Annotated in this window: 19 protein-coding genes and 1 pseudogene; 16 read left to right on the top strand and 4 right to left on the bottom strand. The window is 67.0% G+C overall.

Annotated elements, in window-relative coordinates; all coding sequences use genetic code 11:
* The first annotated feature begins 834 nt into the window (after window positions 1-834).
* The gene (locus ACWDKQ_RS15320) at window positions 835-1,203 is read left to right on the top strand and encodes a hypothetical protein (protein WP_450139381.1); all 369 of its coding nucleotides are present in this window, start codon (window positions 835-837) and stop codon (window positions 1,201-1,203) included.
* Here the strand turns inward: ACWDKQ_RS15320 and ACWDKQ_RS15325 are convergent.
* On the bottom strand, window positions 1,134-1,382 hold the full coding sequence (locus ACWDKQ_RS15325) for a hypothetical protein (protein WP_450139420.1): 249 nt from the start codon (window positions 1,380-1,382) through the stop codon (window positions 1,134-1,136). The two genes, ACWDKQ_RS15320 and ACWDKQ_RS15325, sit on opposite strands and share 70 nt — an antisense overlap.
* A 1-nt stretch (window position 1,383) precedes the next feature.
* On the opposite strand from ACWDKQ_RS15325, the gene ACWDKQ_RS15330 reads away from it, so the two are divergent.
* The 7 genes from ACWDKQ_RS15330 (at window position 1,384) to ACWDKQ_RS15360 (ending at window position 8,308) form a co-directional block, all read left to right on the top strand.
* On the top strand, window positions 1,384-1,728 hold the full coding sequence (locus tag ACWDKQ_RS15330; protein ID WP_450139382.1) for a hypothetical protein: 345 nt from the start codon (window positions 1,384-1,386) through the stop codon (window positions 1,726-1,728).
* Window positions 1,729-1,800: 72 nt separating this feature from the next.
* Complete coding sequence (locus ACWDKQ_RS15335) at window positions 1,801-2,094, top strand: hypothetical protein (protein ID WP_450139415.1); 294 nt, start codon at window positions 1,801-1,803, stop codon at window positions 2,092-2,094.
* 296 nt (window positions 2,095-2,390) lie between these two features.
* Window positions 2,391-3,383: an aminotransferase class I/II-fold pyridoxal phosphate-dependent enzyme gene (locus ACWDKQ_RS15340; RefSeq protein ID WP_450139383.1), complete on the top strand. Its 993-nt coding sequence runs from the start codon at window positions 2,391-2,393 to the stop codon at window positions 3,381-3,383.
* The gene (locus ACWDKQ_RS15345; RefSeq protein ID WP_450139384.1) at window positions 3,380-4,390 is read left to right on the top strand and encodes a polyprenyl synthetase family protein; all 1,011 of its coding nucleotides are present in this window, start codon (window positions 3,380-3,382) and stop codon (window positions 4,388-4,390) included. The genes ACWDKQ_RS15340 and ACWDKQ_RS15345 overlap by 4 nt, the downstream gene beginning before the upstream one ends.
* A gap of 2 nt (window positions 4,391-4,392) precedes the next feature.
* On the top strand, window positions 4,393-5,406 hold the full coding sequence (locus ACWDKQ_RS15350) for a UbiA family prenyltransferase (protein ID WP_450139385.1): 1,014 nt from the start codon (window positions 4,393-4,395) through the stop codon (window positions 5,404-5,406).
* Window positions 5,403-7,064 (top strand): prenyltransferase/squalene oxidase repeat-containing protein, encoded by a 1,662-nt coding sequence (locus ACWDKQ_RS15355; protein WP_450139386.1) that lies wholly within the window; start codon window positions 5,403-5,405, stop codon window positions 7,062-7,064. Before ACWDKQ_RS15350 ends, ACWDKQ_RS15355 begins: the two co-directional genes overlap by 4 nt.
* A complete protein-coding gene (locus ACWDKQ_RS15360; protein WP_450139387.1) occupies window positions 7,061-8,308 on the top strand; it encodes an FAD-dependent oxidoreductase in 1,248 nt (415 codons plus the stop codon). Before ACWDKQ_RS15355 ends, ACWDKQ_RS15360 begins: the two co-directional genes overlap by 4 nt.
* An 8-nt stretch (window positions 8,309-8,316) precedes the next feature.
* Here ACWDKQ_RS15360 and ACWDKQ_RS15365 read toward each other — a convergent pair whose 3' ends face one another.
* A complete protein-coding gene (locus ACWDKQ_RS15365) occupies window positions 8,317-9,318 on the bottom strand; it encodes a methyltransferase (RefSeq protein WP_450139388.1) in 1,002 nt (333 codons plus the stop codon).
* A 164-nt stretch (window positions 9,319-9,482) separates the two neighbouring features.
* On the opposite strand from ACWDKQ_RS15365, the gene ACWDKQ_RS15370 reads away from it, so the two are divergent.
* Window positions 9,483-10,322 (top strand): TauD/TfdA dioxygenase family protein, encoded by an 840-nt coding sequence (locus ACWDKQ_RS15370; RefSeq protein ID WP_450139389.1) that lies wholly within the window; start codon window positions 9,483-9,485, stop codon window positions 10,320-10,322.
* Between the two features lie 182 nt (window positions 10,323-10,504).
* Here the strand turns inward: ACWDKQ_RS15370 and ACWDKQ_RS15375 are convergent, their stop codons facing one another.
* A complete protein-coding gene (locus tag ACWDKQ_RS15375; RefSeq protein WP_450139390.1) occupies window positions 10,505-10,900 on the bottom strand; it encodes a zinc-binding dehydrogenase in 396 nt (131 codons plus the stop codon).
* Window positions 10,901-10,967: 67 nt separating this feature from the next.
* Between ACWDKQ_RS15375 and ACWDKQ_RS15380 the strand changes: the two genes are divergently transcribed.
* From ACWDKQ_RS15380 to ACWDKQ_RS15410, 7 genes and pseudogenes are all read left to right on the top strand, one after another.
* The gene (locus ACWDKQ_RS15380) at window positions 10,968-11,504 is read left to right on the top strand and encodes an IS110 family transposase (protein ID WP_450139391.1); all 537 of its coding nucleotides are present in this window, start codon (window positions 10,968-10,970) and stop codon (window positions 11,502-11,504) included.
* Window positions 11,505-15,102: 3,598 nt separating this feature from the next.
* Window positions 15,103-15,552 carry an Lsr2 dimerization domain-containing protein gene (locus ACWDKQ_RS15385; RefSeq protein ID WP_450139392.1) on the top strand — a complete coding sequence of 150 codons (450 nt, stop codon included), beginning with the start codon at window positions 15,103-15,105 and terminating at the stop codon, window positions 15,550-15,552.
* Window positions 15,553-15,933: 381 nt separating this feature from the next.
* A pseudogene (locus ACWDKQ_RS15390) lies at window positions 15,934-16,564 on the top strand (SAM-dependent methyltransferase).
* 1,272 nt (window positions 16,565-17,836) lie between these two features.
* Window positions 17,837-20,374 carry a class III lanthionine synthetase LanKC gene (gene lanKC / locus ACWDKQ_RS15395; protein ID WP_450139416.1) on the top strand — a complete coding sequence of 846 codons (2,538 nt, stop codon included), beginning with the start codon at window positions 17,837-17,839 and terminating at the stop codon, window positions 20,372-20,374.
* A gap of 67 nt (window positions 20,375-20,441) precedes the next feature.
* Window positions 20,442-20,582 carry a SapB/AmfS family lanthipeptide gene (locus ACWDKQ_RS15400; protein ID WP_450139393.1) on the top strand — a complete coding sequence of 47 codons (141 nt, stop codon included), beginning with the start codon at window positions 20,442-20,444 and terminating at the stop codon, window positions 20,580-20,582.
* A gap of 92 nt (window positions 20,583-20,674) precedes the next feature.
* A complete protein-coding gene (locus ACWDKQ_RS15405) occupies window positions 20,675-22,333 on the top strand; it encodes an ABC transporter ATP-binding protein (RefSeq protein ID WP_450139394.1) in 1,659 nt (552 codons plus the stop codon).
* Window positions 22,330-24,075 carry an ATP-binding cassette domain-containing protein gene (locus ACWDKQ_RS15410; protein ID WP_450139395.1) on the top strand — a complete coding sequence of 582 codons (1,746 nt, stop codon included), beginning with the start codon at window positions 22,330-22,332 and terminating at the stop codon, window positions 24,073-24,075. The genes ACWDKQ_RS15405 and ACWDKQ_RS15410 overlap by 4 nt, the downstream gene beginning before the upstream one ends.
* A gap of 988 nt (window positions 24,076-25,063) precedes the next feature.
* Here ACWDKQ_RS15410 and ACWDKQ_RS15415 read toward each other — a convergent pair.
* Window positions 25,064-26,476 carry a GH1 family beta-glucosidase gene (locus tag ACWDKQ_RS15415; RefSeq protein ID WP_450139396.1) on the bottom strand — a complete coding sequence of 471 codons (1,413 nt, stop codon included), beginning with the start codon at window positions 26,474-26,476 and terminating at the stop codon, window positions 25,064-25,066.
* Between the last annotated feature and the right edge of the window lies 1 nt (window position 26,477).

Genomic DNA, 26,477 nt, shown 5'->3' on the forward strand with positions numbered 1-26,477 from the left:
CGAGCGCCACGACACCGGCCCATACGAGCCCCACAACGCCCCCCACCACTCATCGGCATATCCCACGCTCACGCCAAAGTGATCATTTCGGCTACTACCGCCCCCACAGTGACCGACTCGCTTATTTGAGGGCTAGTTGCAGTCCCCACCCCCGGCGATCCACCCCGCGAATACACGTCCACACTGGACTGACCGCACTGGACTTACTATTGAAACCCCGCCCGTGGTAGCGATTTCGACGGTGGTTGACCCTCCTGCACGGGCGCTCCTATTCTGGACCGCCGGACGCGTCGGAAAGGTGGCGGTAGGGTGGCTGGGCTCCGGTAAGTCGATCTCGAAGCCGAATTCCGGTGCCACGTGCCGGTCAGCGATTCACGATTCCCGATTCCGGGGACACGGCCGAGATCGGCCTGGTCCACACCGAAATCCCCCACGGGAACTGCGTCCTGCGGGGCGGGATCACGCTCGACGGCGCCCAGGTCGTGATCGACTTCTGCGCGAAGATCGAGCTGTTTACCCTGTACGCCAAGCAACACCACCTGCGGGCACGGGTGGCCGCTATCGAGCCGATGCCCCGCACGTACCAGGCGTTGCTCGCCAACCTCGACCGGCACGACACCACCGGCGTCACGGCGTTGCGGCGGGCGCTCGGCACGCGACCGGAACCGGAGATCGCGTTCACATGTTTCCCCGACTTGCCTGGGATCCACCTGGTACCCGGAGCAGAAGGCCAGGATCGGCGAGCTGGCCGACACGCCGGAGGAACGCGCGTACCGCCAACGCCTGCCCGCTGTCCGCAGCGAGGCGCGGACGCCCGTCGATCGCCTCTCCGACGTGCTCGCGACCGTCGATCTGCCCGCGACGATCGACCTACTGAGAATAGACATCGAGGGCGTCGAGGCCGACGCGCTCGCCGGAATCGACGATCACGACTGGGCCAGGACCCGGCAGTCGTGCTCGAAGTGCACGACCTCGCCGGTGCCCCGGCTGCCGTGCGCACACCGCTGGCGGAACGCGGATTCACCGTCACCGCGGACCGGCCGGAAGGCGTGCTCCGCGGGCTGGGCACCGAGACCGCTTACGCACGGAGGTGAACGGGGCACGATGCGGATCGTCCTGACCAGCCTGCCCTACTACTCGCCGGAGCCGAAGGCGAACTCGTCGAGGAGACCGCGCGCGCCTGCGAGGACCCCGGTCCGCTGACGAAGGCGTTCGCCGGGCCGCTTGCCGGGATCTTCGCCCGGGATCTGATCGCTGCGGCGGCGGACTGGCGGCCGGACGTGGTCGTCCGGGAGTGCAACGAATTCGGCGGTTACCTCGCCGCAGAACGGCTCGACCTGCCCCGCGCGGTGCTCGACATCGCGCCGTACTCGTTCGCACATTTTGCCGTTCCTGCGCGGCACGCTCAACGGTCAATTGGTCGATCTCGGGCTCGCTCCAACGGACGATCCGTGGCAGCCGAACGACGGTCTGCTGGCCGCTGTTGTGCCCGTCGCGTGGTACCCGGGGCGCCTGCGCGCGCCATCCCTGCAAGCCTATCGGCCGAATTCGGTTGCGCCACATGCAGTTACGGCTGACTCCGAACGGCCGCTGGTGCTCGCTTGGCTCGGTACGGTCGCGCACGCCGTCGTCCCCGAGACCCTGCAACTGCTCGCCGTGATGGTCGCCGCGCTCGGTGAGCTGCCCTGCACCGGCGTGGTGTCGCTGGGGCAGGCGCTGGAGAGCTAGTCCGGGCCGCGACCGGCGAACGTCCGCCTGGTTTCATTCGCTTCGCAACGACAGCTGCTCGACGGAGCTGCGATTTTCCTTTCGCACGGCGGCTTCGGGGGCGTCCACGAGGCGGTGCAGGCCGGCTCTCCGATGGGGAACCTGCCATTGTTCGCCGACCAGCCGTACAATGCACGTCGCGTCACCGAGCCGGCTGGGCCTGCACGTCGACCCCGCCGCAGCGACGCCGGACGCGTTGGCCGAGATGACCAGCAGTGTGCTCGCCGACGGCGAAATCCGGCGCCGCGCGGCGGATCTGGCCCGACAGGCGCGGGAAGCGCCGGGCTTTCGACGTGCTGGCCGAGGACCTCGCCGCCTTGGGCTTGAGCCGCCGACGGAAACACCTTCGTCACAACCCGGAAACCGGAGTGCGCTCATCTAGCACGTGAGACTAGGGAATTGTCGGCCTACCGTCGATCCACCACCGGGAATGATGCCCAAAATTCCGGCGACCGTGCCCGGGAAAGCAAGACCGAATGTCACAGTTTTGACCGATGGACAATTTGCTTTCAGCTGCTTGACAATCGATCACTACATACAGCAGTCTGTCGGAAGCTCTGATCTAGAATGTGGTGACAGGCAATGGAAAGCCCTTGTGCGGCAACGGAAAGGCCTTCATTCACGTGACTAAGATCATTCATCAGCTGTCCCTGAACGAAAACACTTCCCGGCCATTGCCCGGCGTGCTCGAAGCGGCCGAAAGCAGCCTTGGTCGCATGCACCTCACGCTCGACGCGCTGGCCACCGGACTCACCAACGCGATCGCGGAGCGGTTCGCGCTCGCGCCGGAGCGGGTGGTCGCCGGCGCCGGTTCAGGGGCCCTGATCCAGCAGTTCCTCACCGCGCACACCGGCGCCGGCACGGCCGTCGTGCACGCCTGGCCGTCGTTCGAGCTCTACCCGCTGCTGATCCGCAACGCGCTGGCCGAACCGGTCGCGGTGCCCTCGGACGGGGACGGCCAGGACCTGGCAGCGCTGGCCGCCGCCGTCACTGCGCAGACGAAGGTCGTGCTGCTGTGCAACCCGAACAACCCGACCGGCGAGGTGCTCGGCCGCGCCGAACTGGCGGACTTCCTCGCCGCGCTGCCTGCGCACGTGCTGGTGCTGGTCGACGAGGCGTACCGCGAGTTCGCCGACCCGGCGCAGATCGCCGACGGGCTCGCCCTCGCGGCGGCCGACGACCGGGTCGCGGTCGTACGCACGTTCTCCAAGTCCCACGGCTTGCTCGGCCTCCGCGTCGGATACCTGGTGGCGGCCGAACCGGTGGCCGCGGCGCTGCGGCCGATGATGCCGTTCTACCGGGTGCCGACCGTCGCGCAGGCCGCGGCGCTGGCGGCGCTCGACGCGGAGGACGCTATGCGCGAACGCTGTCGTGAGGTGGCGGCCGAGCGCGACCGCGTGCGGACCGGGCTGCTCGAACTGGGCTGGGACGTGCCGCCCAGCGGCGGGAACTTCCTGTGGCTGCGGCTCGAGGAACGAAACAAGACCTTTGTGGACTACTGCGTCGCGCGCGGCGTCGTGGTGCGCGAGATCGCCGGCGCCGGGGTGCGCGTGAGCACCGGGACGCCGGAGGCGAACGACGCGTTGCTGGTGCTGGCCAAGGAGTTCACCCAATGACCGCCTCGGACGCCCTGATCCACGAGGTCACCTCGTCCGCTGTCGCGACGGACATCCGGCTTGCGCTCACCACGCGTTGGCCCGCCACCGGTGAACGCCTCGACGAGGTTTCCCGCTACGCGCTGCTGTCGCCGGGCAAGCTACTGCGGCCGCTGATGCTGGCGGCCTCGGCCGAGGCCGTCGGCGGCGATCGCGACGCGGTGATGCCCGCAGCGCTGGCCGTGGAGTACCTGCACGCGGCTTCACTGGTGCACGACGACATCATCGACGGCGACGACACCCGCCGTGGCCGGGCGTCGGTGCACGCCCGCTACAGCGTGTCCGACGCGATCGTCACCGGGGACGCATTGATCATCAAGCTGTTCGGTGCGCTTACCGAATGCGCCGTGCCGGAGGCGAACATCCTGTCCGCAGTGCGCATACTCGCGCGAGCGGGCGAAGACCTGTGCCGCGGCCAGCTGCAGGAGGCGCTGCTCGTGCCGCCTGCGCACGACACACCGGGCAGCGGTCTCGCGGCCTACCTCCAGATGGCCGCGCTCAAGACCGGTGCGCTGTTCCGCGGCTCGTGCCAGGCCGGTGCGGTGCTCGGCGGCGGATCGCCCGGCGAGGTCGGCGTCGTCACGGAGTTCGCCGAGCACGCGGGCCTCGCCTTCCAGATGTACGACGACCTGCTGCCGTTCCTGGGTGATCCCGCGGTCACCGGGAAACCGGACACGAGTGACGTGGCGAACCTGCGTCCGACCTTCCCGGTGTTGCTGGCCCACCGCGAGGGAGCAGCGGCCGAGCGGTGGCGGATCGAGCAGGTGCTGGCCGGCGGGCTCCGACCAGATGCGGCCCTGGCAGCCTTGCGCGAGGTCGTGGTCGCGACGGGCGCGCTAGACCTCGCACTGGCGCAGGCGCGCGAGGAGGTGCGGCTGGCCAAGTCCGGCCTCGGCGTGCTCCCCGTCGCCGAGGCCGCCGGTCTGCTCGGCGCGGTGGCCGAGCTCGCGGCGCGGAGGGACCGCTGATCGTGACGCCGACGATCACGGGACTGTGCCGCCGGATCGGTTGGTCGGTCCTCGCTCACGTGCAGACCTGGCGCCCCTACACCTCCTGCTACCCCGCCCTGCTCGGGCTCGCGGGGACCACGGTGGCCGGGGGCGTGGGTCGTGCGGACGCGCTGGTCGTCGCGACGCTGGCCCCGACGCTGGGTTGGCTGTCCGGGCACTACCTCGGCGACTACTTCGACCGCAACCTCGATGCGATCGGCAAACCGCATCGGCCGATCCCGTCGGGACGGCTGTCCACCGAGGCCGCGCTGTGCGGCGGCCTGGCGTGCGCGGCACTTTCGGCCGTGCTGGTGGTGTGGGCGAACTGGCGGATCGTGCCGCTGTTCGTCGTCGCGGTAGCCGGGATCGTGGCCTACAGCAAGGTGTTCAAGCAGCGCGGCATCGCCGGCAACATCACGCGCGGCTCGCTCACCGCGCTCACCCTCGTGATCGGCGCAATGGCGGCTGCGCCCTCGCCCCCGTGGCCGCTGCTGCCGGTGTCGGCGGGTTTCCTCCTGCACGACACCGCGTCGAATCTGGTGGGAACGGTCCGCGACATCGACGGCGACCGTGCCGGTGGCTACCGCTCGGTGCCGGTGCGCCGCGGCGTCCGGCACGCGGCCCTGCTCGCCCTGCGCCTGTACAGCGGTGGCGTCGCGCTGGTCGCGCTCGGCGCGCTGTGGGCGACACCAGATCCGGCGGCGCAGCTTGCTATCACCGCCGTCGCCGCCATCATCGGGGCCTGCGCGTTCACCCCGTTGGTGCGCGCGGGCGACGTCGTGAGTGCGCGGACCGCGCTCCGCGCCCACGAACTGCTGGTGGCCGAACGCCTCGTGCTAGCCGCCGCGGTCATCGCAGGTGCCGCAGGCAGCAGCTTCGCGATCGCACTCGTGCTGCCCGTCCTGCTGTTCTCGCTACTCACCCAAGCGCTGATGCGCGCCCGCCACGAGTTCCCGCCCGCCCCTGCGGTGGCCGGGAGAAAGGACCCGGTGTGACCTTCCTGCGTTCCGGCCAGATCACCGAGGCGATCAGCGAGGGCGCCGAGGCGCTGTTCGCCGCACAACGCGAGGACGGGGTGTTCGACTACGGCGGAGCAAGCCTGACCTCGACGCTCGGCACGGTAGGCGCGGTGTGCGCGCTGCACTTCGCCGATCCCGGAGGGGCTGCGGACCTGATCGAGGCAGGCGTCGGCTGGCTCAAGCGCACGCAGGCCGCCGACGGCGGCTGGGCGATGGTGCCCGGCGAGGCGTCCGAGGCCGGGCCGACGGCAGTGGCGTCGGCCGTGCTGCACCTGACAGATCCGCGCGGCAATGCCACCGCCGTCGAGGCCGGTCAGGAGTGGATGCGGGAATTCGGCGGCTTGGAGGCGATCCCGCACAGCGAGGTCGTCGCGTGGTGTCGGCAGTTCTACGGCTTCGTGGGCTGGCTCGACGCGCGCGAGATGCGGCGGTTCCCACTTGAGCTGGCGCTGCTGCCCGGGCTGTACCGGCGGCTGTTCGACCTCCGCGCGCCGATGGTCTCCGCGCTCGGCTTGGCCCAGGCGCGGCACAAACCGCTGACCTGGCTGCAGCAGTCATTGGCGAAGCTCGCGCAGCCGAACGCGCTCGGGGTGATCCGGCAGGTCTACGAGCACGAGGGCAGCACCGGCGGATGGTGCGAGGACGCCTGGGTGACCGGGCTGATCTGCACCGGGCTCGCCCGCGCCGGGCTGGGCGGTGACATGGTCGACGGTGCCGTCGGCTGGTTCCGCCGGATGGCCGCTGAAGACGGCTCGTGGTCAAGCGGACCGCTGGACCTGACCTGGTCGATGTACGCCACCGCCGGTCTACTCGAAGCCGGGTACGCGGAAGACGCCCGACTGGCCGCCGTCAAGGAGCTATTCCTTCGCCTGCAACAGGACCAGCCGTTCACCGCGTTCGGCTGCGCGCCCGGGTTCTGGGGCTGGTCGGGAACTCGCGGCTGGCCCGCGACGCTGGAGACCGGCGAGATCCTGTCCGTGCTGAACCACCTGCCCGGCACGGACCAGGCCGATGCCGTGCGCCGCGGCGTCACCTGGCTGACGCTCCAGCAGGACACCCGCGGCTCGTGGGGCTTGTGCGTGCGAAACACGAAGGTCGCCAACAGCGGACCGTGCCCGCACATGACCGCGCAGGCCGTGGACGGGTTGCTGGACTCGGGCGTGCCCGCCGAAGACCGCCGCGTACGCCGGGCGCTGCGCTGGCTGGCCAAGGCGCAGAAGCCGGACGGAAGCTTCGAGTCCGTCTGGTACCGCATGCACACCGCAGGCACCTCGGCCGTGCTCCAGACCTTCGCCAAAGCCGGTGCGGCAGAAAGCGAACCGGCACGGCGCGCGCGGGCGTGGCTCGAACGCACGCGGCTGGCCGACGGCTCGTGGGGCACCGGCGACGGCGCGCCCGGAACCGTCGAGGAGACCGGCTGGGCGGTGTCGGCACTGCTGGCCGCCGGTACCGGGCCGGATTCCGCACGGTCCAGTGTGGACTGGCTGCTCGCGCACCGGCTGCCCGCCGGCGGCTGGCCCGCCGCGAACGTAAACGAATACGTGCGGCACGTATGCCGGTACCCGAATCCCGCGTTAGCGCACGGTCTCGCGCTGAAAGCCCTCGCCCGCTACCGGAAGGCGGTGGCGGAATGACCTACGACGTCGTGGTGTGCGGCGCCGGCGTCGCCGGGCTGGCGGCGGCATGCGCACTGGGTCGGCTGGGCCGGCGCGTGCTACTGGTGGACAAGCAGGAGCGGGTGCGGCCGGTCGCCAAGGGCGAGGTGTTCCAGCCGGGGGCGCTGGCGATCCTGCACGAGTGGGACGTCGCGAAGCGGTTGGAAGCGGCCGGGGCGTTGCGGCTCGGGAAGCTGGTCGCTCGCGACGCCGAAGGCCGCGCGCAAATGGCCCTCGACTACGCGCGCCTGCCCACGCAGCGCAACTGGCTGCTCGCCCAAGATTACCCGGCGATCCTCGAAGCGCTAGCGAAATCCCTGCCGGACAACGTCGAGTTCTGCCGCGGCGAACTGGTGACCGGTCTGGTTTCCAACGGCGGCCGGATCACCGGAGTCAGGATCGGCGACGCCGTCGTCGACGCAGCGCTCGTGGTCGCCGCCGACGGCATGTCGTCCCGCCTGCGCCGCGAGGCCGGTATCGAGATCCGCCGTGACGACTACCCGCACCGGCTGGTCGCGCTGGAGCTGCACGACGCACCGGAGGTCGAACCCGACTTCTCCGCCTACGTCACGCCGCGCGGGCTGCGCCTGCGCTACCCGTTGCCGGACGGCCGGATCCGGCTCTACGCGCAGGCCGGGGCGGACGAGATGCGCGGTCTCAGCGCCGACGGACTGGACCGCTGGGCCACCGATCTGGTCCGGGAGACTCCCGCGCTCGCACCGCTGGAGGAGTCGATCCGCACGAACCTCGCCGCCCGGCAGTTGCTGCCGGTGTCCCGGTTCCTCGCGCCATCGCTTGCCGTCCCGGGCCTGGCGCTGGTCGGGGAAAGCGGGCACGCTGTGCACCCGATGGCCGCGCAGGGCATGAACAGCGCGATCGCCGACGCCCACGAGCTCGCGACGATGCTGCGGCAGGGCGGCTCGCTCGCCCCCGCCGCCGTCGACCACGCGCTGACGCGGTACTCGGCCGCGCGCCGGGAGAATCTGGCGCACATCGGCCGGACGAGCCACAACGCGGCGAGGATGATCACGGACCTTTCGCGGGTTGGCCGGTTCGCGGGTCGCCGGGCGCTGCGCGGCACCGGGGGCAACGACCGGATCAGCTACACCGTGATGCACACGATGTCCGGGCTGGGCGTGCACCCGCTGACCCCGCTGGACCGGCTGCACCAGCTGGGGTTGCTGCCGGACCCGCGGGCCCGGCAGCTCCCGTCCTGGGCATGAGCGCGGTGTCAGCCGGTGCACTCCACGATGACCAGCCCGCTCGGCCAGCGGTGCGTGGCGTGCACCGACAGGCCCGCAGCCGCGGCAAGCGCATGGAAGTCCTCGCTGGTGCGCTCACGACCGCCCAGCAGTGTCAGCGACTGCAGGTCGAACGAGGAGTTGTTCTTCGCGTGCTCCTCGCCGACGAGCACCTCGACGATCGCGACACGTCCCTCCGGCCCCGCAGCCTCGCCGCAGCGGCGCAGGATCTTCGTGGCGTTCTCGTCGTTCCAGTCGGTCAGCACCCGCGACACCAGCAGCACGTCGTAGCCGACCGGCAGCGGATCGAAGAAGCTGCCGCCGACGAACTCCGCGCGTTCGGACAGCCCGGCCTCGGCGAACGCCTGCTCAGCCTCGGGACGCACCGGTGGCAGGTCCAGCACGGCGCCCGTCAGGTGCTGGTGTTTGTGCAACACCTCCGAGAGCAGCGCCCCCGTCCCACCACCGACGTCGAGCACTCGCCGCACCCCGGACCAGTCGTACTCTGTGGCCACGGCCGGGCCGGTCTGCCAGGCATGCGCTGCCATGATCGCGCCGAAGAACAGCCGCAGCCGTTCGTCGGACTGGTAGTCAGCCCAGAACTCGACGCCGTGCACCCGGCCGTACGCGGATTCGCCGGTGCGCACCGAATGCAGCATCCCGGTGTAGGCGAGGTCCATCTTCGCGCCCGGACCGTCGATGTCGAGCCAGCCGCGCTGCCAGCGCTGGTCCTCCCCGAGCAGCTCGCGCGACAGCGGTGTGAGCCCGTAAGCGCCCGGCGCGGTTTCGGCGAACAGGCCGACGGACACCAGGTGCCGCAGCAGCCGCGCGAGCGAGTCCTCGTCGCACTCGCTCGCGGCGGCCAGCTCTGCCAAGCCGGTGGTGCCGGCCTCGACCAACTCGGGCAGCCGCAGCGAGACCGCGGTACGGATCGCGAACGGGGTCGCCAGGTCCACGAGGCGGGCGAGCTCGGCAGCGGCATCGTGCGGCATGAGCATCCTTTCGACGAAGGGGTTCGGGGGCCGCCGGAACATGTCCGGCACGACCAGAGTGCCAATTCAGAACAATTCCCGTCAACCATCGCCCGAATGTTTTTCCCGGGTGACGAAAGGGCATTTTCCCTGCCCGAAAAACGTCAAGAGAAGGGCAGAAACCGATGACCGACAACCATTTCGACGTGCGCCCGGTGTCCGGGGCCCTCGGCGCGGAAGTACGCGGGGTGCCGCTCGACGCGCTGACCGACTCCGATTTCACCGCAGTGCGGGAACTGCTGCTAAACCACCTAGTGCTGTTCTTCCCGGACGCGGCCGGACTCGAACCGGAAGCGCACAAGGCGTTCGGCCGCCGGTTCGGCGAACTGGAGGTGCACCCGTTCCTGCCGAAGCTTCCCGGGCACGACGAGCTGGTGGTGCTGGACTCCGATCAGGGCGCGCGCGCCGACGTCTGGCACACCGACGTCACGTTCAGCCCCTCGCCGCCGATCGCATCGGTGCTGCAGCTCGTGGAATGCCCGCCGGCAGGCGGGGACACGATGTGGAGCAACCAGTACCTGGCTTTCGAAGCGCTGTCCGCGCCGGTGTCCGAACTGCTCGAAGGGCTCACCGCGGTCCACGTCTTCGAGCACCCGAACGGTTCGTTCCGCAGCGAGGCCGAGCACCCCGTGGTGCGCACGCACCCGGAAACCGGCCGCCGCTCGCTGTACGTCAACCGCATGTTCACCCGCCGAATCCCGCAGCTGACATCGGGTGAAAGCGACGCGCTGCTGAACCACCTGTTCGAAGTTTCCGAGAGCCCGCAACGGGTTTGCCGCTATCGCTGGGTCCCCGGCGCGGTCGCGGTCTGGGACAACCGAGCGACCCAGCACTACGCCGTGAACGACTACGCCGGCCGCCGGGTCGGCCGCCGCGTCACGGTGCTCGGCGACATGCCCGTCGGCGAACCGGCCCGCTGGCCCCACCACGAGGAGGGCGCGCTCAGCGCGTCGACCAGTAAGTGAACCTTGTGATGTGGTCCGACGACGAACACGTCGGCGGACCACATCGAAGGCGAAGCCCGCTGACCACGTTTCCGCGCCCCGTAGGCCGACCCCGCAAAGACAGGGTTTGAAGCCGTGCGTCTGCCCACAAAAGACAGTCGTTCGTGGGAACTCGTGAAGCCGCAGCAGAACCCGGCGCTTCCTCAGCCAGTGGTGAGCACCATGCGGAAGCGGGCGGCTCCGGACAGCATCTTCCGGTACGCCTCGTCGGCTCGTTCCAGCGGCAGCACCTCGATAATCGGCCGGATTCCGTGCAGGGCGCTGAAAGCCATGGTGTCCTGCACGTCCTGCGCGGTGCCGGACGGGTGGCCGCGGACGATCCTGGCGCGCAGGAGCAACTGGACCGGACTGATTCCCAGGGCCTCGGGCACGGCACCGATCATTACCAGCTCGCCGCGATGCGACAGCCCGTCAACCGTCGCCGTGATCGCATCGGAGTTGGCGGCAGTGGCCAGCACGACCTTGGCCCCGCCAAGGGACTGCAGCGAGGCTTGTCGTCTCGGAAGGTGTCGTCCCGGTGAGGACTGGTCTATCAGCACGACGCAATGCCTCCAGCCCCGGTCGGTGACAACTGAAACCTGATGAGAGGCAACGCTTTTGCTTGCTGTGGGGATAGATTGGGCCGAGTCGTTCCACGATGTGGCGCTTGGCCGTCCCGGTGAGGGCGTGGTCAAGCAGTTCCGTATCGACCACACCGCCGCGGGTGCGGCCCGGCTGGTGGCTCGCTGCCTGGACCTCGAACCCGATCCGGCGGAGGTGCGTGTGGTGCTCGAGACCCGCCACGGTGTGCTGGTCGAAACACTCCTCGACGCAGGATTCACGCTGCTACCGGTCAACCCGGACCTGGTCGCGCGCCGTCGCGGTCCGGCGAAGAAGAAAAACGACGCCGAAGACGCCCGTATCTGCTGTCTGCTGGCGCTGGATCAGTTCCTGGACCTGCGCAAACTCGTTCCACACGGGGATCTGGCCGGTGAACTGCGTGCTATCGCCCGCGCCGACGAACGCGCCGCCCGCGACCAGCGCCGTCTGCTCAACCGGTTGCGCGCCGATCTGCTGGCGACGTTCCCGGCCGCGCTGACCATCGCCGCCGACGACCCTCGAACCCGAAAACGCACAAAAGACGCACATCGGGCCCGCATTTAGAGCGTCTATCATTTTGCGATTTTCTTGCAGCAGATGAGAGCGGCAGCAAGCATGAGGGTCCCGCAGAACAAGGGCCGCATCGCTCGTACCGCCGTATCGGATGGTCGGCAAGAGGTAGCCGAACAGCGCTCGACGACCCAACGGTGTCGACCAAGGTGTGCACTAAACTCAATGCCCATGCCAACCAGTCATGGCACGATTCGCCGGGTGCGTAGCCACTCGCTTTAACCGCGGAGGTCGGCTGAAAGAGGAAAAACCGCGAGCGAACCGCAGCGTCACCGCTCCACACTTCCTGTTGACCTGCCGGGGTCTGGGGAGACGGCGAGCGTCCCGGGTTTTCATGATCGAGCCGGACGTTGATCGAGCGGGTCCTCACTGGTCTTGGTCTTGGCGTGTCTCTTCGCGGGGTATCGGCCACCCGTGAAATGGCGGCTCCGCAGTCCCATCGAGCAAGGCTGCGAGGTCGCGGCGCAGTTCCTTCTCGGTGTCGTACGCGACCGTCACCTCGGGACGCCCCGGCACTCCGAATGTAACTCGCCACGTGCCGGTGGACGTCCTTTCAATCCGCATCAGAAGTTCGTGCCCCGTCCCCCAGCGGATGACTGTCGCGTTCACGGCGTGCTGCCCCCCTGCTCGTACGGGCTCTACGTTATGCGTCGTGACGGTCGCACGGCAGAGTCCTTCGCCTGGGAGTGCCAGGGCCGCTTGACCGAGCCCGAGACCTGCCGGCCCCTGGGGTGGCGAGGCCGGATTCGACAGGCCCCCTGAGGAGCTCCCTACGCCGTCCCAAGGTGGTCGCCGGGGCGCGGCGGGCGCGGTCGGCCGCCAGGCCGCAGGCTCAAGCCCGCGCGGGTCCCCGGCGGGCGCCGTCTTGGCGGCACCCCTTGATTGAGTAGCGAAAAATTCGGCAACACATCCGTTCAACAGCGATGATCCATGCTGATCCGTGCCGCTAGCTGCACTCAGACGCAACACAGACCGCAGCCCCGCGAAGTGGTGCATCACTCTCCAGCAAGAGGGTATAGACGAAGTGCTTCGAGTTGCCGAGTTTCGCTACGATGACTGGAACCCGTTCTCCGTCGAGTGCTCTTGCGCTACTTCCGCGCTGAGCCGTGCTCGCCGTTCGCCGACTATAGGCTCGCCCGACGTTAACCTCTCCATCGCATCTCCGAATTACCGCTAATGCCGCGGAGGCCCCGCTCGGCCAACGGGAAGAACCGGGTCAGCCCGGCACAACTTAGTCCTCCGCTCTACCGTGGTCTCCTTTCTGGCCGGACGCCCAGAGCTTCCCTGGTGGTGATAGCCCACGTTTTCGATCTTGGCCCGAAGGTTTGCGAGGGCTCGCACGATGTCTCTGGGGTCTCTGCGATGCGGCTCGCCTCGCCGACGACCTCGCCGTTGGCGCCGAGGATGTCGGCGACCACCAGCGGGGATGAGCGACGCGCCGTCGGCTGTCAGGCGGAAAACCTCCGTCTGACAGCCGACGGCGTACCGCTGATCGGGGGTAGCGGCTGGCTGTTGAGCGTGGCAAGTTCCCGGATAGCAGACTGCTGGCACGTCAAGTGAACTTGTACGCAGATCGATCTTACGGTTACGCTATGAATGGCAAGACTAGGCCGTTTGAGTACAGCCATCACTCGTCCGATGGTAGTTTTCCGACGCATTTATTCGCCATTTTGCGATCCTATCGTTTTGCAAAACTTCCAGGTCAGGGATGTTTGCACGCACAGACAGAGTGCCCTTGCATGGTATAAATCACATCCGGTTGTGCTGGTAGTTACTTGCGGGCGGGGCCTCCGGCGTAGATTGGAGTTATCCCCGGAAGATCGACTGCGACGGACGTGCCCAGGGAGCCGGTCCGGGGAATTATTGGAGCTGTTTTCGAATTTGTATCAGAGTGATTTTGCATGGCGTTAACTCGCAATTACCGGTTTCCGGTGTCGTTTGATGACGCGTTTCTCGAGTGCGCATTGGCTGTTTCTGAGATCGAGCCCGCGAATGAGCGGCAGTCGCCGCAGGATCGTTCGCAGCGTGTTCCGCCGCGTCAGCGGATGGATGTGGTGAGGGGTTGCCGGTGTGGAAGTGACGATCGCGGACCCGTCGTCGCCGCATGATGGGAAATAGCCGCGCGGCGCCATGGAATTCGTAGCGCTGATGCGACGGCTCAAGCAAGAATCACAGCTGACCTACCGGCAATTGGAGGAGCGGGCGGCCGCGCGTGGTGAGATTTTGGCGCAGCACGTTCGCCGACGTTCTGGGCCGAAAGGGGCTGCCGCGTCCGGAATTGCTGACTTCTTTCGTACACACCTGCGGACGCGGGAGCGAAACGACAGCATGGCTTGATGTGTTGGACGTGATCGCTCGCAGGGAAGCACCCGAACATGGGTTGGATGAAGCTGACGCCGCCCCGACAGACGGCAGAAGCCGAGACAACAGACACGGCCGGGTGCGGACAACCGAGCGGCAGGAGATTCATGGGGCATCTCCTACCACTGACAATGGCCGCCGCGTTCGGAGCTGTTACCGCACCGATGGTCTGGATGCTGATCCCGGTCGGCCGGCCATCCGGGGACGTCCAGCGCGTGGAGTCCACCACTTTGGGCGCCCAGTCAACACTGCCGCGTGCTGGATGCGACTGCGCCCCGTTACGGCTCCCCACCTGTGCCTGACCGATGGGCGCATCCAGAACCACCGGTTACGTCCCGCTGGTGGCGGTGCAGCGCCAGCGTGACGAATTGGCGCCGCCAACTACCCTGTTCTAGCCCACGGGTGAAGGTAATTACCGTATTCGGTGGCACCCGTACCCACTATGGCAGAGGCTGCCTGAAGGCACTGTCCGAGGGGCCTGGGGCGGGCCGCTAGAACCAATGGACAACTGCGAACAAGGCAGATCTTTCGAGATCGAACCCAGCGGACTGCATGGGAGTGGCCCGTAGGAGAGCCAGGGGCGCATAGGCATCGGCGACTCGGGTAGCGCCAAAGGCACCGACGCAGAAATGAAACCGTGCGTGGGAAGAGGTGCCCAGGTGCTCGTGATCGATCTCCTACGGTGAATCTGCAACGAAGTCGTGAGTGCGAACATACCCTCCAGGTGGTTTTCGCACTCACGACCAGTGCCAGCGATGTCAGATCGTTTTAAACCTGACCGCATAGGCCACGGCATCGGACCCGTTGCACAACTTCAGCCTTCCGGACAGCCCGTAGATGGCGTTCTTCAGGGTGCGCCGTGGTCGACGATCAAGGGTTGCGCGACGAAAGAGACCATGTCCGAAATACCCGCTGTTACCGAAGTGAGACCTCGCGAACAATAAACGATCGCTGCAAGAATGATCCAGCCGCCGGAATTTTCTGCGACTTGCGCTGGATTACTTTCTCGGATTGTCCCGCAGCGGTTACTGTCCGTTGGTGGCCACGGACCGTCGCAGGGTGCGGCGGTACCGTGACCCGCCCGGCGGTTATCGGTTGGGCAACGAGCTGCTCTATGGTTGAGTACGAGACAACGGCGCTGCCGCGTGCTACAACGTGGTTAAGGCTCGCAGTAGTCTTAACCTGCAAGTGTCGCGAATCGAGGCGGGGCACGTTCCCGAGACAGGTGATCATGGCCGAGCGGATTCAGGTCGAACTCGTCGATGATGTCGACGGGTCCCCGGCCAACCACACCGTCACCTTCGCGCTGGATGGTGTGACGTATGAAATCGACCTGAACGACGAGCACGCCCAACACCTCCGGGTCGTCCTGGACCGCTACATCAAGGCCGCGCGCGCACCGAAGCCCGAGCCGGCGAGCAGCACACGCCAGCAGGAGCGTGAGGAGGAACAGGTCCGGCAGGCCAACAAGCAGCTGACCGAGCAGATCCGCGGCGCCGCGCAGCGCACCCGCGAGCACCTCAGCAAGAAGGCCGCCGAACCGGTCGCCCCGAAGCCGGTCGAGCAGCCCGAGCCTGTAGCGGAAACGCTGTTCACCACGCCTCGAGCCGAAGAGCCGAAGCCGGAGGCACCCCGCGTTCCGGCGGTTTCGATGCCGCAGTTCTCCTCCGCAGTCGACTGAGCTCGAGGACACCCCCGCGGCTGATGAGCACCCTCTATGCGGCACGTGGCCGGTGAAGGTTCATCGCGCCGCCCCGAATAATCGAGGCGACTGTGGCCACCTCAGAGCGCTGGCTGTGATGGACACAGCCTCGCCTCGGAAGATCGAGCCAAGTCGTGTCCTTAAAACCCCGCCGGAGATCCAGATTCACCGTGCAGGTGCAGCAACGACCTTGCCGACGACGTGACTGGCTTTCGGCAACGGGTGAGCAGTGAGCGTGGCGGGCCCGCGCAGGAACCCTGTTTTCGGCGTGGACAACTCGGCTTCAGCGCGGCAGGGTCCTCCGGCAAACCGGTGAAGGCTCGGCCATCCCGTTGGTGTTTCACCAGCGCCTGGCGTGGAGTGCCGGTACGAATCAGCCTTCTGCGAAGGGATTCTGCGGTCGACCAGTTCCTTGACCTCGGGTCGGGAATTCCGACCGTCGGCAACGTCCACGAGATCGCCCACGAGATCCAACCGGGCGCCCGGATCGCCTACCGCGACCACGACGCCATCGCAGTGCACCATGCGCGGAACCTGCTCCGCGATCACGAACCGCGAGTCACGGTCACCGAAGCCGACATCCGGGAACCGGAAGCGGTCCTGGCGTCTCCTGGAGTACTGGACCTGCTGGACTTCGCCCGCCCCATCGGCGTGCTCGCAGCCGGAGTCCTGCCGTTCGTCCCCGGAGACGAGTCCGCTGCGATCATGGCCCGCTACCCCGACCACACAGCTCCCGGGAGCTACCCGGCGGTCAGCCACCTCTCACGCATCGGCATGAAGGAGGAACAAATGCAGGCCAGGCTCGATCTCCTCGCGCACGCCCACGCCCGAACAACCGCGAAGCCCGGCGGAGATCGCGGACCTCCTCGGCGACTGCACCATCGTCGATCCCGGGGTCGTGCCCGTGCCCCTGTGGGGCCCTGACAGAGCACCGACCGCCGAGGAGATCAGCCGGAGCAACTGCTATGGCGCAGTGGACTACCGACAATAGGCAGCGCGACGCCCCAAATCTGGTCGTCAAAAGCCTTGGCGGCGCGGGGCCGCTACGCTCCCCTGCGCCGCACCGCCTACGGCCGCGGCGAAAAAGGTAATCCGATCTCCCGACGTATGCGATTCCTATTCGCTGGCGCGCCCACACCGCACCGTAAGCAGCAACGGTCGCTCTGCAGCTACGCTGCGCCGACGCGGCACCTGTGGCCAGCTAAGGTGCTGTAGTTCTGCCGGAGCACCCGGCAGGCGCCACCCGCCCGGCGGATGGCCTCTGTCCACTGTGGGTGCTGGAGTAAGCGCTCATCGCTGGACGCCACCAACTCGCCGATCAACGGGTCCAGCACATCCCCCAAGCTCTTGCAGCGGTTCCTTCGTTGAGGTGAGAACAGCACCGACAACCGGCTGCGGCTCGGGTAGCACCGACATATCGTCGAAGAGAATGGGCACGGCCGGAAAACCTTCGCGCTGCGGCTACGTTCCGTCGGGGCTCAGGCGTGTCAGGCTGATCGACGCGCCTCTCCGCGCTGGCACGTGTACCTTCGCAGCCTCTCCGCTGGCCAGTTCACACGCTGCGCCGTTGGCGGGGAGGCCACTGCGCTCGGTGCCGGCATCAGGTTGAGCTTGTCAGAGAAGGCAGCCGGACCTGTCGCGATTCGGCGATCATCCGCAGCGCGACCACCAGAAAACGAATCTCCGGCCCTGCGTGTCGGCATGTGGGCAGAAGACCTGCTCCCTCGCACGCGGGCCTTCGCCTTCGTCATGACAGCTCGCATGGCGCCTCGTGGCGTGACGAATATCGGCAGCCCCGCGTCTCTTCGGCGGTGGCCGGTCCCAGCCAACGTCGCTCCTGGCGGACCAAATCAATTGCCCGAATAGTCGGTCTGGTCTGCCCAAAGGCGAATGGACAACGTCCGGCCAACGACCGCTCCTCGCAGCGGACGATCAGAAAGCGGAATCCATGAGATCTCGGACACGCCGCGCCGGGCCGGGCCCATTTCCGAGCCGACCATTTTCCCTGAAAGGAGGTCTTGTTACTGTACAAGCGGGTGAATCTTACCTCGAATTGAGATCACGTAAAGTAACATTCTACTGGCAAGCACATCTTTCGTATACACTCGTTCGGCCTACGGCGATCACCGAAACGGCGTCTTGGCGATTCCGGAAAAACGTGGCGCAATTTATCGGCGGCCCGGAACGGGAATGTCCTGCGCTCGCCGAGGCGGTTTCCACTAACTTGGACGCATGCTCATGTCCGCATACCGAGAGGGCTAGAATGGATCTTCGATACGAGGCTTTCTGCTTCGCAGATCCGCTCTTTTTTGACGAGCAACACGGGCCCTCCGGTCTGCACGACGATTACGCAGCCATGCTTTCCGGACCGGGAAAGGACTGGATCGAGAGCACTCTCGGGACGTGGCGGATGCTGCGTCCACAAGACATCGATCTACCCGATCAAGGCTGGAAGGTGCATGTATCGGCCACGCTGGACAACGCCGAGAGGGTGCTGTCGACCGTCCACGAGTACTGCCTGCGGGAGCGTGTCGCGTTCAAACATTTGCACAGCCCCAGGGTTCTCCTGTCCTGCAACACCAAATATGCGCCGCGGTCCGCGAGCGGCAAGTTTGTCACAATTTATCCGCTTGACGAGCGTCAACTGGAGCTGACGCTGACAGAATTGTCTCAGCAATTGCGAGGCGAGGAGGGGCCGTACATCCTCAGCGACCTTCGATATGGGACGGGTCCATTATACGTCCGTTACGGCGGTTTCGTGGAGCGGTCGGTGGAGTTGGACGGAACTCGCGTGCTCGCCATACAGGGCCCGGACGGAACTCTGGTTCCCGACAAACGCGGGGCCAGTTTCTCCCTTCCCGACTGGGTTAGCGTGCCCGACTGCCTGGTTGGATCGCTGAACGCGCGCAAAAGTGGTGATCCCGCTGCGCTTCCCTACCGCGTGACGTCATCGCTGCACTTCTCCAACGGCGGCGGTGTCTACCGCGCCGTGCGCGACGCCGACGACAAGCAGGTCGTGCTCAAGGAAGCCCGCCCGCACGCAGGCCTGGACCGCGACGGTACCGATGCGGTCACCCGGCTGCGTCGTGAGAGCGACATCCTGCGGCGCCTCGCAGACATCGAGGGCATTCCCACCACGCACGAGCTTTTCCAAGTGTGGGAGCACACCTTCCTCGCCATGGACCTCGTGCCCGGCATTCCACTCGGCTCGTGGTTGGCGCGTCGGTATCCACTCACACGGCAGCATCCGGACGAGCACGAAATCGCCGACTACACCGACCGCGCCGTTGCACTGGTGGAAAAAGTGGAGCGACTGCTGGCCCGCTTGCACGAACGGGGGGTGGTCTTCGGGGATCTGCACGCGCTCAACGTGCTGGTCGACGAGGACGACGGCGTCTCTTTGATCGACTTCGAGATGGCCTCCGCCGACGACGACGCGCCACGCCCCGCGCTCGGAGCACCCGGATTCCGCGCTCCCAAGGGCCGCACTGGCGTCGCCATCGACCGTTATGCGCTTGCTGCGCTGAAACTCTGGATGTTTCTGCCGCTGAATCCGCTGTTGGAACTAGCCCCGGGCAAACTATCCGGATTCGTCGAAGTGATCGAGCGCAGGTTTCCGCTCCCGAACGGCTACGGCGACTCTATCCGCAGTGAGCTGAGTCCGGCTGACTCAGTCTCCGCCGCGACCGAACTCGACCAGCCGAATCCGGACTGGGGCGTGGTGCGCAAAGGCCTCGCCGAAGCGATCCTCTGCTCAGCGACGCCCGAACGCGACGACCGGTTGTTCCCCGGCGACATCGAGCAGTTTCGTCTCAGCGGCACCGGATTCGCCTATGGCGCGGCGGGTGTCCTGCACGCATTGGATGTCGCAGGAACGGGCCGCTACCCGGAGCACGAACGCTGGCTGGTCGACGCCGTCCGCCGGAGACCGCCTGCTCGTCCTGGTTTCTTCGACGGAGCGCACGGAACAGCCTACGTGCTGGAGAACCTCGGTCATCACGACGAAGCGGACGCGCTGCTTGACGGTGCCGAGATTCTCGTCGCGCAAACCCGCGACCACGGTTTCGCTGCAGGCCTGTCCGGAATCGCGCTGAACCTCTTGCACTTTGCCGGCACCAGGGAGGACCGCGGGTTTCGGGAACACGCCTACAACCTGGGTGACCAGCTCGCCGACGCACTGACCCACGCTCCGCCCCCGGGAGAGGTCGGCCGGGCGGGTCTGCTCGACGGTTGGTCCGGCCCCGCACTGCTGTTCACTCACCTCTATGCCGGAACCGGCGACCGCGGCTGGCTCGAACTCGCCGACCGCGCGCTCAGCCGGGATCTGGACGAGTGCGTGACCACCGACGACGGTATCCTCCAGGTCCGCGACGGCCACGCCCGCACCCTGCCATATCTGGCGGTGGGCAGCGCGGGAATCGCCCTGGTGGCGGAGGAACTCGCCGCGCGGCACCCTGACGCTACCTGCCTACGCCGGCAGTCCGATCTGCTCCGCGGCTGCGTAGGAGAGTTCGTTATCCATCCCGGCCTGCTGTTCGGCCGCTGTGGGCTCCTCGCGGCGCTGACCGCGGCTCACCGGCGTTCACCCGACCCTATTTGGGCCGAAGCGATCGCACGACACCTCTGCGCCCTGGGCTGGCATGCAATCCCCTATGGCGACGGTGGAATCGCGATCCCCGGTAACCAGTTGCTACGGCTGTCAATGGACCTCGGTACTGGAGGTGCCGGGGTGCTGACGACGGTCGCCGCAACCCTCGACGGTCATGGCCGTGTGCTGCCCTTCTTCGGCGCACTCACCTGACCCGTCCCACAAAGACGCCGCCCGGATCACGGTCGGTTAGCGAAATGGATATGAAGGGAACAAAACCATGGGAACGATTCTGGAGCTGCAGGAACTCGACGCCCCGAACGAGCTCGCCTACGGCGACTCGAACTACGGCGGCTCGAGCAACCTGAGCCTGCTCGCCGCGTGCGCGCAGAGCACGGTCAGCCTGCTGACCTGCCAGTGACGTCGTAGGTGTGGGAGCGGCGCAGGACAGGTGCGCCGCTCCCGCACCACCCAGTGTGGCCGCAGGCAACTCGAACGACAAGGAGCAGGCCCATGGCCGGTGGGGGCGATCGCGTGCTGCGCTCGGTAGTTGGACAGGACCGGGGTGCCACGGCCTTGCTCGTGCTCACCGCCCTCCTGACGGCCACCACCGGTCTCCTGCTGCCTAGTGCCCTCGCGGGTGCCGTCGACGCCGTCATCACCGGAGATGGCGGACCTGCCCGGGTGATGTGGCTGGTTTCGCTGGTTTCGATTCACATCCTCGGCGAGGTCATGGGAGTGGCGCTGACCGCGCGACTCACCGCTTCGGCTACCGCTCGCCTGCGGGTCCGCCTCGTCGCCGGGCTGATCCGCGGCGGTTACCGGTCAGGCCTTGCCAACGGCGACGCGGTCAGCAGGATTTCCAGTGACTGCACAGGCGCCGGGCAGATCACCGCGAACGTGGTCCAGTTGGGCACGGCTCTGGTGCTGTCGGCGGGAGCGGTGACCGCGCTCGTACTGCTCGACTGGCGAATCGCCGTCGTGTTCTTGTGCGCCACACCGCTCGCGGTCCTGCTAGCGCGCTCCCACCTGCGGCATACCGCCACGGATTTGCTGGCTTACCAGGAAAGTTCCAGCGAACTTGGTGCCCGGTTGTTCGACGCCGTTGGTGGCCTTCGCACCATCGCCGCCGCAGGTGTGGCTGACCAGGAGACAGCGCGCGTGCTACGGCCCCTGCCCAAGCTGAGCGCGGCGGGCGCGGGAGTGTGGCGGACACAGGCGCGGATGATGTGGCGGGCCGGTTTGCTGCTGCCTTGTGTTCAAGTGGCGGTTCTCGGCACAGCTGGGGCCGGGGTTCTGACCGGGGACATCAGCGTCGGTGACGTGCTCGCCGCGCTCGTTTACACGACTCTTGGACTGGGGTTGGTGCGGCAGATGCCGCTGTTCACGGCGTTGGCCCGCGCGCGGTCGTGCGCCACGCGGATAGCGGAGGTGGTCGACGGCGATCCCGAACCCGCACCGCATCGGCTTCCGCCGCACGGGCCGGGCAGGCTCGAGGTGAGCGGAGTCGGTGTAGACGGTGCGCTCTTCGACGTCGACCTCGTGGTGTCCGGTGGGGACACTGTGGCCGTGGTCGGGCGGTCAGGCTCCGGCAAGTCGGTCTTGGCCGAACTTCTGGGTGGCTTGCGCCGCCCGGACCGAGGTGACGTCCTGCTCGATGGGCTCGCCACCCATTTGGTTGCCCGGTCCGCCATCGGATATGGCTTCGAACGGCCCACGCTGCTCGGCGACACTGTCGGCGCAGCGGTGGCATACGGCACCGGCGCGGACACGGACGACGTCCGCTCGGCCTGCCGCATGGCCGATGTCCACGATCTCATCAACCGCTTGCCTGCGAGGTACCGCACTCCGCTTGCGCAGGCCCCGCTCTCCGGTGGCGAGGCGCAGCGCATCGGACTGGCCAGGGCCCTGGTGCGACGGCCCCGGCTGCTGGTGCTCGACGACGCGACCGCCAGCCTTGACACTGTGACGGAAGCTCGCGTGGAGGCCGCCATCTCCACCGCATTACCGGATCTGACCCGCATCGTCGTGACGCACCGGGCCGGCACCGCGCGCCGCGCGGACGCGGTTTTGTGGTTGGAGGACGGTCGGGTTCGCGCCGTCGCCCCGCACGACTTCCTTTGGATCGATCCTGCCTACCGCGCAGTGTTCACCGAGGAGGACCAGCAGTGACGGTCGCAGCTGGATACTGGCGCGCTCTTGTCGGGCGCTGGCGGGACTGGTCAGTCCTGCTGGCATGCTCAGCGCTGGAAGCGCTGCCGGCTTTCCTTTCCGGTGGGCTCGTGCAAAGAGCCGTCGATGAGGGTTTCGCCGCGGGTCGGGTCGCGGTGGGGTTTGCTTGGCTGACCACATTCGCCGCCGCCGCAGTGGCAGGCGCGGTCGGAGTGCGGTTGGTATGGCAACGGCTCGGCACGATCGTCGAGCCGCTACGCGACACCTTGGTGCGCACGGTGGTACAAGGCGTGCTGCATGAAACCGCGCCGCCACGTGGTGGCCCGGATGCCGCCGGCGTCGCACGGATCACCCAGCACGTGGAGATCGTCCGGGACGCGACGGCCGGATTGCTCGTGCAAGCGAGAGGGCTCGTGGTGATGGTGGTCGGCGCCCTCGCTGGAGTGGCAACGATGTCGGGACCGTTGATTTGGCTCATCGGCCCGCCGATCGTGGTCGCAGTAGGGGTTTTCCTCTGCCTGCTGCCTGCCCTGGCCCGCAGGCAACGAGGAGTGGCCATGGCCGACGAGCACACCGCCACAACTGCGGGAGCGGTGCTTGCCGGCACGCGAGACGTGGTCGCATGCGGTGCCCAGAACATCGCCGACGCTACGGTTCGAGCGGCGATCACCGCCCAGGCCAACGCCACCGTCCGAATGTCCAACGCTGCAGCCTTGCGCACCGCAGTGATTGCGGTCGGTAGCTTTCTCCCGATTGTCCTCGTGCTCGCGGCAGCGCCCGGTATGAACACCGACGGACGGCTCAGCGCGGGAACCGTGATCGGAGTGCTGGTGTACCTGACGGGGACACTGCAGCCGGCCTTGCACGGATTCGCCGCGACCATGAGCACAGTGGTTCTGCGGCTGCTCGTCACGCTCAATCGGCTCGGGGAAGCTCAGCCACCGGTGAGGCGAAACGGCGGGGCCGAGCCGGGCGACGGCACAATCACGGTGCGGGGGCTGACACATCGCTGGGGCGGCCACGCCGAACCCGTGCTGCGCGACTTCGAACTCCAGCTACGTCCCGGCGACCACCTGGCCGTGGTCGGACCTAGCGGGATCGGCAAGTCCACCCTCGCCGGGCTTCTGACCGGAACCGTCACGCCATGCCAAGGCGAGGTCCTGCTCGGCGGAGTACCGATCAACGCCGTCGACCCCGCGCACCGCGCCCGGATCATCACGTTCACACCCCAGGAGACCTACCTTTTCGCCGGCAGTGTCCGCGAGAATCTCGCCTTGCTGGCACCCGACGCCGACGACACCCACCTGCTGACGGCGGCCGGCGCGGTCGGCGCCGCCGGTCTGGTCGAGAGGCTCGGCGGATTGTCCGGTGCGCTCGCGCACGGAGGCGTCGGCCTGTCCTCGGGGGAACGCCAGATGTTGGCTCTCGCCAGGGTTTATGCGAGCCCGGCTCGGATCATCGTCCTGGATGAAGCCACCACGCACCTCGACGGGGCTGTCGAGGCGCGAGCCGAGCGGGCTTTCGCCGAACGCGGCGGAATCCTCGTGATCATCGCCCACCGGCTCGCCTCCGCGCGGCGCGCGCGCCAGGTACTGGTCATGGACGGCAGACAGGCCCTGCTCGGTGAGCACGACGATCTGCTTGTCCGGTCATCGCACTACGGTGAGCTCATGCAGGCGTGGACTGGGATGCCGAAAACCGCTGCGGCAAGGAGTGAACCAGCACCTGGCAAATTGTGCTGATGCATGCGGTGGTGCGATGCAACCGAACCACCGACGATTGGAGTACGCCGAACCTGCACGAGACTGCGCGCACCAACTTGAAACGTCAACCCAGGCAGCGTGCCGCTCGCGGCAACGTTCACCGGTGGTGGGCGACCACGATGTCACCGGAGCTGATGCGCTGATCGAGAACGTTTCGCCGGTGCGGTGACGGCGCGGCCGTCCCCGCAAGTGTCCCGAGACGAACCAGCTATGCTCTAGCGGCGCGCTCAGCGAACCCATGTCTACGGCCGACCTCGTCCAGGAATCTGGCCCCCGATGCTTGGATTGCGTTCCCGAAGAAGCGGCGATGCCGGAGCTGCGGCAACCGGTACCTCTTGCCGAACCCAGTGTCGTCCACAGCAGGGCCGAACTTACTGAGATGCCGGACTTTCTGAGACCCGGTCGTTGCTCGGTTCAAGTGCTCGCGGGTTCGCCGTACTGCCCCACGTGTTTACTCGTTCATCTCCTCGTTCTGGCTTGAGCTTGCTGGGCCGAACGCGCGCGCCGACCACACCTCTTACTGGGACTCTCTTCGCGTGCCGGATGTAGCGCGCCAACAACGATCCGGTGTCACGCAGGTGTTGATCGGTGACGTCGATGTCGTACGAGCGACCAGATTTGCCGCCGCCATCTCTTTGACGTCGACTCCGAGGCGCGTACCGTCATGCACCAGGCGGTCGACGCATTGCGGGCCGATTCACCCGAGTCACCTTTGGAAGAAGTGGCGCGGCATAGCAATACTCCGTACGTACGCAGTCTGAAGCACGCCGACGATCGATCCTTCGTGCACACATGGACGTCCGCACAGATACGCCGCCCGTACGTCTACACCTGGACGACTCGACCGTCGACGACGGGCGGCGCTTCACCGCGATGACCCGCCGTCCACCGGGCCCGACCGCGGCCGAGTTCAGTGGGATTTTCCCTGAACAAGGAAAATCACCTGCGGAGGTCCGCTACGTCGATGTCAGTCCGCAACTCGATCGACCGAGGCAACGTCCGGGATGGCGTTGGCGGCCACGACGCGCGAATAGAACCGGGCGCTGTCTTTGATCGTGCGCTGCTGGGTGTCGAAGTCGACGTGAACCAGACCGAACCGCTGCGAATACCCCATCGCCCACTCGAAGTTGTCCAGCAACGACCAGGCGAGGTAGCCGCGAACGTCTACGCCTTGCTCGATCGCCCGGTGGACGGCGCGGAGGTGCTCGGCGAAGTAGCGGATCCGTTCGCCGTCTCGGATCCGACCGTCGAAGTCGACCGCGTCAGAGAAGGCAGCGCCGTTCTCCGCCACCACGAGCGGAACGTCCGGGCAGTGCCGGTGCAGCCACAGCAACAGGTCAGTCAGCGACTCTGGTGTCTGCTCCCAACCGAACGAGGTGAGCGCGCCGCGTGGCGGAAGCACGTTGAAGCCTCGCTGACCTGGAAGGCCGCAGTTGCTCGGTTCGGTCGGATCCGGCAACGGTGCCACCCGGGTCGGCGCGTAATAGTTCACCCCAATCCAGTCGATCGGGGCGGTAATCGCATTCAGATCGCCGTCCTGGATCGCTGGTTCCAGGGCCTGCAGGTGAGCGACATCGCCGAGCACGTCCTCGGGATAGCCGCGGCCCAGCACCGGATCGAGGAGCATCCTGTTATGCATACCGTCGAATTTGCGCGCCGCCTCGCGGTGCGCCTCGTCGTCGACATCGATCAGTACCGGCGAGAAGTTCAGCACGATGGAAAATCGCTGCCCAGGGTTTGCGGCTGTCCGCAATACGTCCATTCCCCATCCGTGGGCCAACAGGAGATGGTGCGCCGCGACCAGCGCCGTGCCGGGTTCGGCAACTCCTGGCGCATGCACCCCGTTGCCGTAGCCGAGAAAGGCCGAGCAGAACGGCTCGTTGACCGTCGTCCAGTCCTGAACTCGATCGCCAAGAGCGCTGTACACCGTCGCCGCGTAATCGGCGAACCGTGCGGCGGTGTCGCGGACACGCCATCCCCCTGTGTCTTCAAGGGCCTGTGGCAGATCCCAGTGGTAGAGCGTGACCATCGGATCAATGCCCTGGCTGAGCAGCTCGTCGACAAGCCGGTCGTAGAACGCGATTCCCGATGGTTGCAACGTCCGGCCGTCCGGCATGACTCGGGGCCAGGACACCGAGAAGCGGTACTTCGGGTACCCGAGCTCCGCGATCAGTGCGACGTCTTCGGGGTAGCGGTGAAAGTGATCGCAGGCCATCTCACCCGTGTCACCGTTGACGACTGTGCCCTCCCGGGCGGTGAAGGTGTCCCAGATGGACGCTCCACGACCATCTTCCTTCGCACCACCTTCGATCTGGTACGACGCCGTGCCAACCCCCCAGGCAAAGCCCGGTGGGAATGCAAGTTCCTGCCCGTTGATCATA

The organism is Saccharopolyspora sp. NPDC000995 (genome assembly GCF_053599315.1).